Annotated in this window: 15 protein-coding genes; all 15 read left to right on the top strand. The window is 72.9% G+C overall.

The window, feature by feature from the left end; all coding sequences use genetic code 11:
• Nucleotides 1-47: 47 nt before the first annotated feature.
• The 15 genes from pgsA to yajC all read left to right on the top strand — a co-directional run bounded on the left by pgsA (nucleotide 48) and on the right by yajC (nucleotide 14226).
• Nucleotides 48-653 (top strand): phosphatidylinositol phosphate synthase, encoded by a 606-nt coding sequence (pgsA, locus tag F5972_RS30840; protein WP_150938596.1) that lies wholly within the window; start codon nucleotides 48-50, stop codon nucleotides 651-653.
• Nucleotides 650-1642, top strand: a complete 993-nt coding sequence (locus F5972_RS30845) for a phosphatidylinositol mannoside acyltransferase (RefSeq protein ID WP_150938598.1) — start codon at nucleotides 650-652, stop codon at nucleotides 1640-1642. The genes pgsA and F5972_RS30845 overlap by 4 nt, the downstream gene beginning before the upstream one ends.
• A complete protein-coding gene (locus F5972_RS30850; RefSeq protein ID WP_150938600.1) occupies nucleotides 1639-2772 on the top strand; it encodes a glycosyltransferase family 4 protein in 1134 nt (377 codons plus the stop codon). Before F5972_RS30845 ends, F5972_RS30850 begins: the two co-directional genes overlap by 4 nt.
• A complete protein-coding gene (locus tag F5972_RS30855) occupies nucleotides 2769-3317 on the top strand; it encodes a hypothetical protein (protein ID WP_150938602.1) in 549 nt (182 codons plus the stop codon). The genes F5972_RS30850 and F5972_RS30855 overlap by 4 nt, the downstream gene beginning before the upstream one ends.
• 130 nt (nucleotides 3318-3447) lie before the next feature.
• Complete coding sequence (locus F5972_RS30860; protein WP_150938604.1) at nucleotides 3448-4452, top strand: DUF3048 domain-containing protein; 1005 nt, start codon at nucleotides 3448-3450, stop codon at nucleotides 4450-4452.
• A 150-nt stretch (nucleotides 4453-4602) separates the two neighbouring features.
• Nucleotides 4603-5517, top strand: a complete 915-nt coding sequence (gene pdxS / locus F5972_RS30865) for a pyridoxal 5'-phosphate synthase lyase subunit PdxS (RefSeq protein WP_150938606.1) — start codon at nucleotides 4603-4605, stop codon at nucleotides 5515-5517.
• A gap of 303 nt (nucleotides 5518-5820) precedes the next feature.
• Complete coding sequence (locus F5972_RS30870; protein WP_150938608.1) at nucleotides 5821-7515, top strand: alkaline phosphatase D family protein; 1695 nt, start codon at nucleotides 5821-5823, stop codon at nucleotides 7513-7515.
• A 141-nt stretch (nucleotides 7516-7656) separates the two neighbouring features.
• Nucleotides 7657-8082, top strand: coding sequence for a MarR family winged helix-turn-helix transcriptional regulator (locus F5972_RS30875; protein ID WP_150938610.1), 426 nt, complete (start codon nucleotides 7657-7659; stop codon nucleotides 8080-8082).
• A gap of 222 nt (nucleotides 8083-8304) precedes the next feature.
• Nucleotides 8305-8895: a pyridoxal 5'-phosphate synthase glutaminase subunit PdxT gene (gene pdxT, locus F5972_RS30880; RefSeq protein WP_150938612.1), complete on the top strand. Its 591-nt coding sequence runs from the start codon at nucleotides 8305-8307 to the stop codon at nucleotides 8893-8895.
• 3 nt (nucleotides 8896-8898) lie between these two features.
• Complete coding sequence (locus F5972_RS30885; protein WP_117408942.1) at nucleotides 8899-9651, top strand: YebC/PmpR family DNA-binding transcriptional regulator; 753 nt, start codon at nucleotides 8899-8901, stop codon at nucleotides 9649-9651.
• Between the two features lie 101 nt (nucleotides 9652-9752).
• Nucleotides 9753-10973, top strand: coding sequence for a GNAT family N-acetyltransferase (locus tag F5972_RS30890; RefSeq protein ID WP_150938614.1), 1221 nt, complete (start codon nucleotides 9753-9755; stop codon nucleotides 10971-10973).
• A 102-nt stretch (nucleotides 10974-11075) separates the two neighbouring features.
• Complete coding sequence (gene ruvC / locus F5972_RS30895) at nucleotides 11076-11618, top strand: crossover junction endodeoxyribonuclease RuvC (protein ID WP_150938713.1); 543 nt, start codon at nucleotides 11076-11078, stop codon at nucleotides 11616-11618.
• Between the two features lie 88 nt (nucleotides 11619-11706).
• Nucleotides 11707-12324: a Holliday junction branch migration protein RuvA gene (ruvA, locus tag F5972_RS30900; protein WP_150938616.1), complete on the top strand. Its 618-nt coding sequence runs from the start codon at nucleotides 11707-11709 to the stop codon at nucleotides 12322-12324.
• 205 nt (nucleotides 12325-12529) lie between these two features.
• Entirely contained in the window at nucleotides 12530-13576 is a 1047-nt protein-coding gene (ruvB, locus tag F5972_RS30905; RefSeq protein ID WP_225312047.1) for a Holliday junction branch migration DNA helicase RuvB, read from the top strand.
• 293 nt (nucleotides 13577-13869) lie between these two features.
• Nucleotides 13870-14226 carry a preprotein translocase subunit YajC gene (gene yajC / locus F5972_RS30910; RefSeq protein ID WP_150938620.1) on the top strand — a complete coding sequence of 119 codons (357 nt, stop codon included), beginning with the start codon at nucleotides 13870-13872 and terminating at the stop codon, nucleotides 14224-14226.
• The last annotated feature ends 64 nt before the right edge of the window (nucleotides 14227-14290 follow it).

Consider the following 14290-nt stretch of genomic DNA (forward strand, 5'->3'; position numbering starts at 1 on the left):
GTGCTTGCGAGGTGCGGCGGCCCTCGATGGCCTACGATCGGACGGCGATGTTGAACATCCTGCGCCCCGCCGTCACCCGAGTCATGACCCCCCTGGGACGGGCCCTCGCCCGCCGCGGGATCTCGCCCGATGTGATCACCACGATCGGCACGCTCGGAGTGGTGGCCTCGGCCCTCGTCTTCTACCCGACCGGGCATCTGTTCCTGGGATCACTCGTCATCACGTTCTTCGTGCTCGCCGACGCCCTCGACGGGGTCCTCGCCCGGATGACGGGCAAGGGGAGCACGTGGGGCGCCTTCCTCGACTCCACACTCGACCGCCTCGGCGACGCCTCCATCTTCTCCGGGCTGATCCTCTACTTCGTCCTCGAGGACGAGCCCGAGATCGTCCTCGCGGCCGTCGCGCTCTTCTGCCTGGCCGCGGGAGCATTGGTCTCCTACGCCAAGGCCAGGGCCGAGGGGCTCGGCATGACCGCGAACGTCGGCATCGCCGAGCGGGGGGAGCGCCTGGTGGTCGTGCTCGTCGCGGCCGGCCTGTCCGGCCTCGGCGTGCCGTACATCCTGGCGGCCGGGCTCTGGCTGCTCGCGGCGGCCAGCGCCGTCACGGTCGTCCAGCGGATGGTGCACGTCTACAGACAGGCGGTGGACAGATGAGCGAGACGGGCGGCCCGCCCGGCCCACCCCCGCGGCCTCCGCGGCGCGGCGGGACGCCGCTCGCCGACCGGGCGGTCGCGGCCGCGTACGCCGCCGGCTGGGCCGTGGTGCGCCACGTGCCGGAGGGGACGGCCGCCTGGTTCTTCCGGGTGCTCGCCGACCGGCTGTGGCGCAGGCGGGGCCGGTCCGTGCGCCGCCTGGAGGTCAACCTGGCCCGGGTCGTCGGCGCGGACCCCGGCGACCCCGCCGTACGGGACCTGAGCCGGGCGGGCATGCGCTCCTACTTCAGGTACTGGATGGAGTCGTTCCGCTTCACCGCCTACACCCGCGAGCGGATCCTCGACGGCACCCGGTTCATCGGGGCCGAGAACATCTTCGACAACCTCGCCCGGGGCAGGGGAGTGGTGATCGCGCTGCCCCACATGGGCAACTACGACCTCGGCGGGGCCTGGCTGGTGCACATGGGCCACCCCTTCACCACCGTGGCCGAGCGGCTGAAGCCGGAGTCGCTGTTCGAGCGGTTCGTGGCCTACCGCGAGAGCCTCGGCATGGAGGTGCTGCCGCTCACCGCCAAGGGCGGCGGCAGCGCCATGGCGTTCGGCACGCTCGCAAAGCGCCTGCGCGCGGGCCGCCCCGTCTGCCTGCCCGCCGAACGCGACCTGACCGAACGCGGGATCGAGGTCGAGTTCTTCGGCGCCCGGACCCGGATGGTCGCCGGGCCCGCGCTGCTGGCCGTCCAGACCGGGGCCGCGCTGCTGCCCGCCGTGCTGTGGTTCGAGGACGACGGCTGGGGCATCCGGGTGCACGAGGAGGTGCCGGTGCCGTCCGAGGGGACCCGGCAGGAGAAGGTCGCCGTCATGACCCAGGCCATGGCGGCGGTCTTCGAGAAGGGCATCGCCGAGCACCCGGAGGACTGGCACATGCTCCAGCGCGTCTGGCTCGACGACGCCGAGCCCCCAGCCGAGCCTCCCGCCGGGGCCGGGTCGTGAAGGTCGGCATCGTCTGCCCGTACACCTGGGAGGTTCCCGGGGGCGTGCAGGCGCACATCAGGGACCTCGCCGAAGCGCTGATCGAGGACGGGCACGAGGTGTCCGTCATCGCCCCCGCCGCCGACGACGCCGAACTGCCGGCGTACGTGACCTCCGCCGGCCGCGCCGTGCCCGTGCCGTACAACGGCTCGGTGGCCCGCCTGGCGTTCGGCTTCCTGTCGGCGAACCGGGTGCGCAAGTGGATCAGGGAGGGCGGGTTCGACGTGCTGCACGTGCACGAGCCCGGCGTGCCGTCACTCGGGGTGCTCGCCTGCTGGGTGGCCAAGGGGCCGATCGTGGCGACGTTCCACGCCTCCTACGAGCGCTCGCGGGCGATGTCCGTGGCCGCGCCGATGCTGCAGAGCGCGCTGGAGAAGATCACGGGCAGGATCGCGGTCTCCGACGCCGCCCGCAAGACACTGGTCGAGCACCTCGGCGGCGACGCGGTGCTGATCCCGAACGGCGTGACCGTGCGCCGGTACGCCGAGGGCGAGCCGCTGCCGGGCTGGGGCCCGGACGGCAACGTGATCGGGTTCCTCGGGCGGATGGACGAGCCGCGCAAGGGCCTGCCCGTGCTGCTGGAGGCGTTCGCCGTGCTCGCCGCCGAGCGGCCCGCGCTGCGGCTGCTGGTCGCGGGCCCGGGGGACGCCGACGACGTGCTCGGCCGGGTACCCAGGCAGTACCGCGACCGGGTCGGGCTGCTCGGCATGGTCAGCGAGGCCGACAAGGTGCGCGCCTACCACTCCGTCGACGTCTTCTGCGCGCCCAACCTGGGCGGGGAGAGCTTCGGCATCGTGCTCACCGAGGCCATGTCGGCCGGGGCGCCGATCCTCGCCAGCGACATCCCCGCCTTCCGGCGCGTGCTGGGCGAGGGGCAGGCCGGGGCGCTGTTCGCCACCGGCGACCCCGCCGCCCTGGCCCGGGAGGCGGCCCGGCTGCTGGACGACCCCGGGCGCAGGGCCAAGCTCTCCGACGAGGCCCGTCAGGCCGTGTGGAAGTACGACTGGTCGACGGTCGCGCGGGAGGTCGTGCGCGTGTACGAGACGGTCGCCCACGCGGAGGCGGGAGTCGTGGAGGACGCGCTGCCATGACCTCGACCCTGATCATCGTGGTGGCCGTGGCCCTCGTGGCCGTCGTGCTGTTCGCCGTCTACGTCTCCTGGCGGGCCGGGCGGCTCGACCGGCTGCACATCCGCCTGGAGACCGCGCAGGCCGCCCTCGACGCCGCGCTGCTGCGCCGCGCGGCGGTCTGCCTGGAACTGGCCGGCTCGCGCATCCTCGACCCCGCCACCTCGCTGGTGCTCGCCGCGGCGGCCCACGAGGCCCGTACGGCCGGTCCGGACGAGCGCGAGCACGCCGAGAGCGACCTGTCGCGGGCCCTGCGCGTGGTCGTCGACCAGGAGCGGTTCCGCGAGAAGCTGGCGGAGCACCCCACGGGGGAGGCGCTGCTGGAGGAACTGGACACGGCGGTCGCCAAGGTCGTCTACTCGCGCCGGTTCTACAACAACGCCGCCGCGGTCACCCGTACGGCGCAGCGACGCTGGCTGGCCCGCGCGCTGCACCTCGCCGGGCACACCGACCCGCCCCGGTTCTTCGACATCGACGACGAGCCCCCGGACGCCCTGATGGCCGCATAGTCGCTATTTGACGGGCATTAGGGGTATTCCCGGTAAGCTCATGCCGTTTCATTGCCATGCTGGGCGACGGTCCGCGTGCCGGTCGCGTCATGCCCGGTGACGGGGGCTCTCCACCGGGAGGAGCGGGACGGTGCGGGCAGGGATCGGCTTCACACTGGCCATGGCGGTCGTCCTCACCGGGGCCGCGTGCTCGGGTGACGACAAGCCCGCCGCCCAGTCGGAGGGCGCGAGCCCGGTGGTGGCCTCGCCGTCGCCGACCGCGCCTCCGGAACACCCTTTCACCGGACGCCCGGTCGCCACCCGCAGGCCGGTCCTCGCCGTGAAGATCGAGAACACCCACGCGGGCAAGCCGCAGATCGGCCTGCGCAGCGCCGACGTCGTCTACGTCGAGCAGGTCGAGGGCGGGCTCACCCGGCTCATGGCGATCTTCTCCTCCAAGCTCCCCGCGCAGGTGGGGCCGGTCCGCAGCGCCCGGATCTCCGACCTGCACATCCTGCCGGTGTTCGGCAAGCCCGCCCTCGCCTACTCCGGCGTGCAGACGAAGATGATCCCCTTCGTCCAGAAGGCGTCGCTGTTCGACGTGTCCGACAGCCGCGCGCCCGGCGCGTACGTCCGCGCGCCCGGCCGGGTCGCGCCGTACAACCTGGTCGGCAGCCCCCGGAAGCTGCTGGCCAAGGCGCCGCAGGCGACGAGGGCGAAGGACATCGGGTTCGTCTTCTCCGACGAGCCGCCCGCCGGGGGCACGCCGCAGAAGACGGTCAACGTGCGCTACCCCGCCGCGCGCTTCGCCTTCACCTGGTCGGAGGACCAGAAGCGCTGGCTGGTCACGCAGGACGGCGAGAAGGACATGGCCGCCGAGGGCGGCCAGCAGGGCGCGCCCACGATCGTCGTGCAATGGGTGAAGACCGACCGTTCGGAGTTCCACGACTTCACCGGGAGCTACACCCCGCTCGTGCACACCGTCGGCAAGGGCACCGGGGTGGTCCTGCGGGACGGCCAGGCGTACCGGGTCAAGTGGTCGCGCGCCTCGGAGAAGGAGGGCACCGTCTACACCATGGCCGACGGCAAGCCGATGCCGTTCGCCCGGGGCCAGGTCTGGGTGGTGCTCGCGTCGCGCAAGCCCGTCGCGCCGTGACCTCGCGGCCGCGCGCCGGCCGTCCTGGCGGGTTTCGACCTGACGGACAAACGGCGTGATCGGTTTCGACAGGCGGGCACTGCGGGCTCGGGAGCGGCCAGCACCTACCATGGAGAGGAATCCGTAGGCCCGCCGTCGTGAGGTAGCACCGTGTCCAGCAGCGCCCCCGAAGTCAACGAGAACGCCGCCGTCGGCACCGCCCGCGTGAAGCGGGGCATGGCCGAGATGCTCAAGGGCGGGGTCATCATGGACGTCGTCACCCCCGAGCAGGCCAAGATCGCCGAGGACGCCGGCGCCGTCGCCGTCATGGCGCTGGAGCGCGTCCCCGCCGACATCCGCGCCCAGGGCGGGGTGTCCAGGATGAGCGACCCCGACATGATCGAGGGCATCGTCGGCGCCGTGTCCATCCCCGTGATGGCCAAGGCCCGGATCGGCCACTTCGTCGAGGCCCAGGTGCTCCAGGCGCTGGGCGTCGACTATGTCGACGAGTCCGAGGTGCTGACCCCCGCGGACTTCGCCAACCACATCGACAAGTGGCAGTTCACCGTGCCCTTCGTGTGCGGTGCCACCAACCTGGGCGAGGCGCTGCGCCGCATCACCGAGGGCGCCGCCATGATCCGCTCCAAGGGCGAGGCCGGGACCGGCGACGTGTCCAACGCCACCACCCACATGCGCAAGATCCGGGGCGAGATCAAGCGCCTCACCTCGCTGCCCGAAGACGAGCTGTTCGTCGCGGCCAAGGAGCTGCAGGCGCCGTACGAGCTGGTGGCCGAGGTCGCGAAGACCGGCAAGCTGCCGGTGGTGCTGTTCACCGCGGGCGGCATCGCCACCCCCGCCGACGCCGCGATGATGATGCAGCTCGGCGCCGAGGGCGTGTTCGTCGGCTCGGGCATCTTCAAGTCCGGCGACCCCGCCAAGCGGGCCGCCGCCATCGTCAAGGCCACCACCTTCTACGACGACCCCGACGTGATCGCCAAGGTCTCCCGGGGCCTCGGCGAGGCGATGGTCGGCATCAACGTCGACGACATCCCGGTGCCGCACCGCCTCGCCGAGCGCGGCTGGTAGGCACGGCCGGAACGCACGGCGTTCCCGGGAAAGTAAAAAGGCTCCTGGCGGCGGCGTGTCGGCCGCGGGTGACCGGCGGTAAGGCGATTCGCTCGGTCGGGACGTCCCGGCCGAGCGTTCTGCTGTGCGGCCGTAGATCTGTGCGGCCGTAGATCTGTGTGCCGGAGATCTGCGCGGCGGTGTCCGGCAGCGGGCGGCAGGGCGCTGACGTCGCCGGGCCGTCGCCCGCCACGCCGATCGGTGCCACCCGATCGATCGCCGGGCCGCGGGCGTCCGACCCGCTGATCGTCCCAGGGAGCCCAGTTGCCCGGCCTCGATCGCCGCACCTTCCTCGTGACCGGCCTCGTCACGGGCCTCGCCGCCGCGATCCCCGCGCCCGCCTCGGCGGACCCGCCCCCGACGCCGTCGTCCTCCACGCCCGGCGCGGAGGCCGGGGCGGCCGCACGCGGCCTGTGCTCCGACCCCTTCACACTCGGGGTGGCCTCGGGCGACCCCGACCCCGCGGGTTTCGTGATCTGGACCCGCCTCGCCCCGCGGCCGCTGGCCGAGGACGGCCTGGGCGGCATGCCGCCGATCGTCGTCCCCGTGCGGTGGCAGGTCTACGACGACGAGTACTGCCGCCGGGTCGTACGGGCGGGCGTGGCGGACGCGAGCCCCGAGTGGGGGCACAGCGTCCACGTCGAGGTGGACCGTCTGCGGCCCGGCCGGGAGTACTGGTACCGCTTCCGCGTGGGGCCCCACCTCTCGCCGACCGGCCGGGCGCTGACCGCCCCGGACCCTGCGTCGTTCGGCGGCCCGCTGACGATGGCGTTCGTCTCGTGCGCCCAGTACGAGCACGGCTACTTCACCGCCTACCGCCGCCTCGCCGAGGACCACCCCGACCTGGTCCTCCACCTGGGCGACTACCAGTACGAGTACGCGAGGGACACCTACGTCGCCCCCACCGGCAACGTGCGCGACCACGAAGGGCCGGAGACGGTGACCCTGGCGGACTACCGCAGGCGGCACGCGCAGTACAAGACCGACCCCGACCTGCGCGCGGCCCACGCCGCCGCGCCGTGGCTCGTGGTCTTCGACGACCACGAGGTGGACAACAACTGGGCCGGCGAGACGCCGGCGCATCCGGGGGAGCGGCCCGCCTTCGGGCAGCGCCGGGAGGCCGCGTTCCGCGCCTACTACGAGAACATGCCGCTGCGCCGCACCTCCGTCCCGTGCGGCGCCGGAATGCGGCTCTACCGGCGGGTCGGATGGGGCAGGATGGCGACCTTCCACCTGCTCGACACCCGGCAGTACCGCGACGACCAGGCCTGCGGCGACGGGTACAAGGACTGCCCCGAGTCGGCCGGCCCGGAGCGGTCGATCACCGGCGCCGAGCAGGAGGCCTGGCTGCTCGACGGCTTCCGGCGCTCGGCGGCGCGGTGGGACGTCATCGGCCAGCAGGTGTTCTTCGCCCGGCGCGACAGCGACGCCGGGCCGGGCACGCGCACCAGCCAGGACGCCTGGGACGGGTACGCCGCCTCCCGCAGGCGCATCACCCAGGGCTGGGTGGACGCCGGCGTGCGCAACCCCGTCGTGCTCACCGGCGACGTGCACGCGCACTGGGCGAGCGACCTGAAGCTGGACTACGACGACCCGGCCGGGCCCACCGTCGGGTCCGAGCTGGTCACGACCTCCGTCAGCACCACCGGCGACGGAGCCGACTCCGACCCCGCCGACCACCCCTTCCTGCGGATCAACCCGCACCTGAGGTTCTACAACGACCAGCGCGGCTACGTCCTGACCCGCGTCGAGCGGGAGGCGATGACCGCCGACTTCAGGGTGGTGCCCCGGGTCAGCGTCCCGGGCGCCGAGGCCTGCACCAGGGCCACCTTCGTCGTCGAGGACCGGGTGCCCGGCGTCCAGCAGACCTACCTGCGCCCGTTCTCCCCGCCGAGCGCGGCCCGGACGGCGGGCGTCACCGCCGAGGACACGATCCGGCAGGAGACCGAGCGCCCCTGACCCGGCGCGGCCGTACGGCGGCGTCGTCCCCGGGTGGCTCCGGGCTCCTCCGGCAGGAGCCGTCGCAGGAAGGTCTCCCGGGAGTCGTCCTCCCGGAGACGCCGCGCGCGTCGTCCCCGGCGGCGGTTATCGTGACCCGCTATGACGACCGACGACACCGGGCGGCTCGCCGAGCACCTGTCGCGTGAGCTGCGTCACCTCGTGATGCTGCTGCGCCGTACGACGGCGGGACAGCCGGTCACCGCCCAGCAGTACTCCGTGCTCGGCTCGCTGGAGGAGGCGCCCCGCCGGATGACCGAGCTCGCCGAGGAGCACGGAGTGCAGCTCCCCACGATGAGCGTGCAGGTCAACCGCTTGGAGGAGGCGGGCCTGGTGGCGCGGGGCACCGACGCCTCCGACGCCCGGGTGCGCACCGTCGAGCTCACCGACGAGGGCCGCGACCGCCTGCGTGCCGTACGGCGGGCGCGCATCGCCTATCTCTCCGGCAGGCTCGGCGCGCTGACCCCCGAGGAGCGCTCAGCGATCGAGAGCGCCCTGCCCGCCCTGGCCAAGCTGGGTCGTGTCTGACAAATCATGGCCCTGCTGCGCGTGGCCCAGGCGGCGCCTCGTTGCGTTGTCGTCGTCGCCCATAGCTCCGCTATGGCCTCCTCCGCCTTGCGATGCATCCACCTGGATCCACGCTCGCGACGGGCAGCATTTGTCAGGCACTCCCTGGGACGGACATGACCGCGTTTTGGGCGGGGGAGGCCGTGGCCATACCCTGAACTGGTCACCACAGAAGGGGAAACCGTGACGTCCGCACCCAAGATCGGCGTGCTCGCCCTGCAGGGCGACGTGCGCGAGCACGTCCGCGCGCTGGAGGAGTCGGGGGTGACCGCCGTCCCGGTGCGCCGCCCGGGGGAGCTCGCCGCGGTGGACGCGCTGGTCGTCCCGGGCGGAGAGTCGACCACGATGTGGAAGCTCGCCGTCACCTTCGAGATGCTCGAACCGATCCGGCTGCGGATCAAGGAGGGCATGCCCGCCTACGGCTCCTGCGCCGGGATGATCATGCTGGCCGACCGGATCGAGGGCGGCGTAGAGGGCCAGGAGACCCTCGGCGGCATCGACATGGTGGTCCGCCGCAACGCCTTCGGCCGCCAGGTCGACTCCTTCGAGGCCGATCTCGACTTCGCCGGGCGCGGGGAGATCAGGGCCGTGTTCATCCGCGCGCCCTGGGTCGAGTCGGTGGGGCCGGACGTCGAGGTGCTGGGCCGGACCGAAGCTGGGAGTAGGATCGTCGCGGTCCGACAGGGACCGCTGCTCGCGACGTCCTTCCATCCGGAGCTGACCGGCGACGCGCGCGTGCACTCGTATTTTGTCGAAATGGTGAGGGAGTTCTAGGCGATGTCCGGCCACTCCAAATGGGCGACGACGAAGCACAAGAAGGCGGCGCTGGACTCCAAGCGCGGCAAGCTGTTCGCCAAGCTCATCAAGAACGTCGAGGTCGCGGCCAGGACCGGCGGGCCCGATCCGGACGGCAACCCGACGCTGTACGACGCCATCACCAAGGCCAGGAAGAACTCGGTCCCGATCGACAACATCGAGCGGGCCCGCAAGCGCGGCGGCGGCCTTGAGGCCGGCGGCGCCGACTGGCAGACCATCATGTACGAGGGCTACGCCCCGGGCGGTGTCGCGGTTCTCATCGAGTGCCTCACCGACAACCGCAACCGCGCGGCGTCCGAGGTGCGCGTGGCGCTGACCCGCAACGGCGGCTCGCTCGCCGACCCCGGCTCGGTATCGTACATGTTCAACCGCAAGGGCGTCGTGCTCGTCCCCAAGGGATCGCTGAGCGAGGACGACGTTCTCATGGCCGTCCTCGACGCGGGTGCCGAGGAGGTCAACGACCTCGGTGACAACTTCGAGGTGGTCTCCGAGGCCTCCGACCTGATCCCCGTGCGCAAGGCGCTGCAGGACGCCGGCATCGACTACGAGTCGGCCGAGATGAGCTTCATGCCGACCCTCAACGTCCCGCTGGACGAGGACGGCGCCCGCAAGGTCTTCAAGCTCATCGACGCGCTGGAGGACAGCGACGACGTGCAGAACGTCTGGGCGAACTTCGACGTCAGCGACGACGTCATGGAGAAGCTGGACGTCTGACCCGGCCCGCCCGATCGGGATCGCCCGATCGGGGCCGGCTGATCGGGCTTGACGGAAAACCGCTGGCCCGCCGTACCGCGATCGGCATAGGTTGACGCGTCGTGGACATCCGCGACCTCACCGCCGGCGACCTCGACGCCGCGCTCGACATCCGGAGACGCGCCTTCGGCCCGCTGTCCGCCGAAGGCGCGCGGACCTGGCGCGAGCTGGTCTCCCCGATGCTGCCGGAGGGGCGTTACCTGGGCGCCTTCGACGGGTCCAGGCTCGCCGGCGCGGCCAGGATCAACCCGTACGTCCAGTGGTGGCACGGCCGGCCGCTGTCGATGGGCGGCGTGGCCAGCGTGACCGTCGCACCCGAGGACCGCGGCAGGGGAGTGGGCCGCGCGCTCATGGAGGCGGCCGTCGAGCGCTGTGCCGCGCTCGGCCACGTGGTGTCGGCGCTCTATCCGGCGACCACCCCGCTCTACCGGAGCGTGGGCTACGAGCACGCCGGCGGCATGACGAGGATCACGCTGCCCGCCGAAGCGCTGCGCACCCTCGGCAGCACCGGTGGTCACGGTGGCGCGGGGGAGCTGCGCCGGGCCGGCCCCGGAGACGCGGCCGAACTGGTGGCCCTGATCGGCAGGCTCTACGCCGCCACCCGCGCGAGCGGCCCGATGTCCTACGACGAGCGCACCTGGCGGCTGTGGCTCGCCGACGAGGACGACTACTGCTACCTCGCAGGCGACGGGTTCGTCCTCTACCGCTGGAGCGACGGCGACATCGAGGTCGACAACCTGGTGGCGGGCTCGGAGGCGACGGCCAGGGCGCTGTGGTCGCTGGTCGGCAGCGCCTCCTCCGTCGCGAAGTCGGTGCACGCCTGCGTCGACCCTGCCGACCCCGTGCTCTGGCTGCTGCGCGAGCGGTCGGACGACGACGTCACGGTGCGCCGGTGGATGCTCCGGGTGATCGACCTGCCCGCCGCGGTCGCGGGACGCGGCTTCCCCGCCGGGGTCGCGCTGGAGACCGTTGTCGAGGTGACCGACCGGCTGCGCCCCGGCAACACGGGATCGTGGACGCTCCGCGTGGCGGGCGGCTCCGGCTCCGTGACGCGGTCGGACCCGGCGTCACGTACGGCGCCGGGCACCGAGCCGGGCACCGGGCCGGGCTCCGGCCCGGGGGAGGTGACGCGGCTGACGATCGGCGGCGCGTCCGCGCTCTTCGCCGGGGTGCCCACGGCCACGCTGCGGCGCTCGGGCAGGCTGACGGGTGGTTCCCCCGAGACCGACGACGCGCTGGACGCCGCCTTCGCCTGCGCCGCCTACATGATCGACGCGTTCTGACGCCGCGTCGCGCCCCGCACCGCCGGTGATCGCGGTAGAGTGACCGACCGAACTGATGTTCGGCGGAGAGGCGAGCCGGTGCGATTGCCCCACGTACGGGTGATGGGGGTGGACCCGGGGCTGACGCGGTGCGGCCTCGGCGCCGTGGAGGGCAGGCCCGGCGCGCCGCTGAGCCTGGTGTCGGTCGGGGTCGTGCGGACTCCTGCCGACGACGACATCGGCGCCCGGCTGGTCGTCATCGAGGCCGAGATCGAGCGATGGCTCGACGAGCTGAAACCGGACGCGGTCGCCGTCGAGCGGGTGTTCGCCCAGCACAACGTGCGCACGGTCATGGGGACGGCGCAGGCGTCGGCCGTCGCGATCGTCTGCGCGGCCCGGCGCGGGCTGCCGGTCGCCCTGCACACGCCGAGCGAGGTCAAGGCCGCCATCACTGGCCACGGCAACGCCGACAAGAAGCAGGTGGGCACCATGGTCACCCGGCTGCTGCGGCTCGACGCCATGCCGAAGCCCGCGGACGCGGCCGACGCGCTCGCCCTGGCCATCTGCCACGTCTGGCGCGGCGGCGTACAGCACCGCCTGGCCGACGCCCTGGCCCGCGCCCGCTCCGCCCCGCGACCGGCCCCCGCACGCCGGGAGGACGCGTGACCCCGTACGCAGGCCGCCGAGGCTCTGGTAGGACTGGGAGGCCCGGCGCGGTCGCGGCCGGGTGGCAGGGCCGGGGAGGGAGCACGCGGTGATCGCATCCGTTGCGGGGCAGGTGACGGCGGTCGGCGCCGACAGCGCCGTGGTCGAGGTCGGCGGGGTCGGAGTGCTCGTCCACTGTGCCCCGGGGACCCTGGCCGGGCTGCGCGCCGGCGAGCCCGCCCGGCTGTCCACCTCGCTCGTGGTGCGCGAGGACTCGCTGACGCTGTACGGCTTCGCCTCCGACGACGAGCGCGCCGTCTTCGAACTGCTGCAGACGGCCAGCGGGGTCGGGCCGCGCCTCGCCCTCGCCATGCTCGCCGTGCACGCGCCCAACGCGCTGCGGATGGCGGTGGCGAGCGCCGATCTCAAGGCCCTGACGATGGTGCCCGGTATCGGGCAGAAGGGCGCCCAGCGCATCGTGCTGGAACTGAAGGACAAGCTCGGCGCGCCCGCGCAGGCCGTCGACGCGGCGCTGAACGGCGGCGCCCGTCCCGCCTGGCGCGACCAGGTGCATTCCGGCCTGGTCGGCCTCGGCTACTCGGCCAGGGACGCCGACGAGGCGGTCGCGGCGGTGGCCCCGGAGGCCGACGCGGAGGTCGCGGCCGGTCGCGCCCCGCAGGTGGCCGCGTTGCTGAAGTCGGCCCTGCGCGCCCTGAGCGTCCGGTGAGCATCGGGCGTCCGGTGAGCATCGGCGGTCACGGAAGAGGCGGGCCCGACGCGGCGACCGGCCCGGCATCGGGTCCGGCGGCCGGACTCGGGAGGCGGGCTAGGGAGGCGCGAGGCGGGCCGGGGGATGCGCGAGGGCCGGGCGGTTCGATGAAAGATTCACCGGGAAGCGGATGGTTCCCGGCAGGCCGAGCGGATGGTGCCGAGTGAGTGTGGAGCGGGATCTCGTGTCGCCCGAGCCCGAGGGCGACGAGCAGGCGATCGAGGCCGCGCTGCGTCCGAGGCGGCTCGACGAGTTCATCGGGCAGGGCCGCGTACGCGAGCAGCTCTCGCTGGTCCTGGAGAGCGCGCTGCGCCGCAACCGGCCGCCCGACCACGTCCTGATGAGCGGCGGCCCCGGCCTGGGCAAGACCACACTCGCCATGATCATCGCGGCGGAGCTGGGCGCGCCGCTGCGGATGACCTCGGGCCCCGCGCTGGAGCGCGCGGGCGACCTCGCCGCGATCCTGTCCACGCTGACGGAGGGCGAGGTCCTGTTCATCGACGAGATCCACCGGATGTCCCGGCCCGCCGAGGAGATGCTCTACCTCGCGATGGAGGACTTCCGGGTCGACATCGTCGTCGGCAAGGGCCCCGGAGCCACCTCGATCCCCCTCGACATCGCCCCGTTCACGCTGGTCGGGGCCACCACCCGGGCGGGCCTGCTGCCCGCGCCGCTGCGCGACAGGTTCGGCTTCACCGCCCACATGGACTTCTACGAGGTGGCGGAGCTGGAGCTGGTGCTGCGGCGCTCGGCCCGCCTGCTGTCGGTGGAGCTGCCCGACGACAGCGCCCTGGAGATCGCCCGCCGCTCGCGCGGCACGCCCCGCATCGCCAACCGCCTGCTCAGGCGCGTGCGCGACTTCGCCGAGGTCCGCGCGGAGGGCGTGGTCACCAGGGAGATCGCGGCGGCGGCGCTCAACCTGTACGAGGTGGACGCGCAGGGCCTCGACCGGCTCGACCGGGCGGTGCTCGACGCGCTGCTGCGCAAGTTCGGCGGCGGGCCGGTGGGCCTGTCGACGCTCGCGGTCGCGGTGGGGGAGGAGCCGGAGACCGTCGAGGTCGTGGCCGAGCCCTTCCTGGTGCGGCAGGGCCTGCTGGCCCGCACGCCGCGCGGCCGGGTCGCCACCGCCTCCGCCTGGGCGCACCTCGGTCTGACTCCGCCTCCTGACAGCTTCGGCTCGCCCGTCGCCCCCACGCTCTTCGAGGGCTGACCGCGCGTCACCGGGAAGCGCCCTCCGGGCGTTCCCCGGGCACTCCCCGGGCGCTCTCCTGAAGCGGAAACCGGGGCAAAGAGGTAACAGACCGATTGCGAAGCCCATGAAACGGGAACTTTCCTGCTCGCCGAGCCGTGGGTTCGTTGCCGGGCTTCGGCGGGCTCGCATACACTGCGTGGCTTGACTGGCCGCTCACGCCGGCGCGAGCAGCGTCGCGGTGGCCCGCGTGTCGCAGCGCACCAGACCTCCGGCGTCAGGCCGGTTCATCACGTTACGGAAGGGTGGCCCCCGTGGGTAACAACCCGCTTGGGACGTTCCTGCCACTGATCTTGCTGGTAGTGGTTTTCTACTTCCTGTTGATCCGCCCGCAGCGCAAGCGGCAGCAGGAGCAGGTCCAGATGCAGAACTCCCTCACCCCGGGCGTCCGGGTCATGACCACGACAGGCCTGTTCGCGACGGTCGTCGCCCTGGAGGACGACGACGTCGTGCTCGAACTCGCGCCCGGCGTCGAGACCCGCTGGGTCAAGGGCGCGATCGGCCGCGTGCTCACTCCCGTGGACGACGTGACCGGCGTGGAGACCGAGGAGACCGTGACCGGTGGTCCCGACACGGGGAACGGCGACGATACGAGCACCAAGCAGTCCTGAGTAGGCTGATCGCAACCTTTCGACGAAAGAACTGACCTCCAGTGGCCCCACCGACCAGTAGCCA

Source organism: Microbispora cellulosiformans (assembly GCF_008728085.1).
GTDB lineage: Bacteria > Actinomycetota > Actinomycetes > Streptosporangiales > Streptosporangiaceae > Microbispora > Microbispora amethystogenes.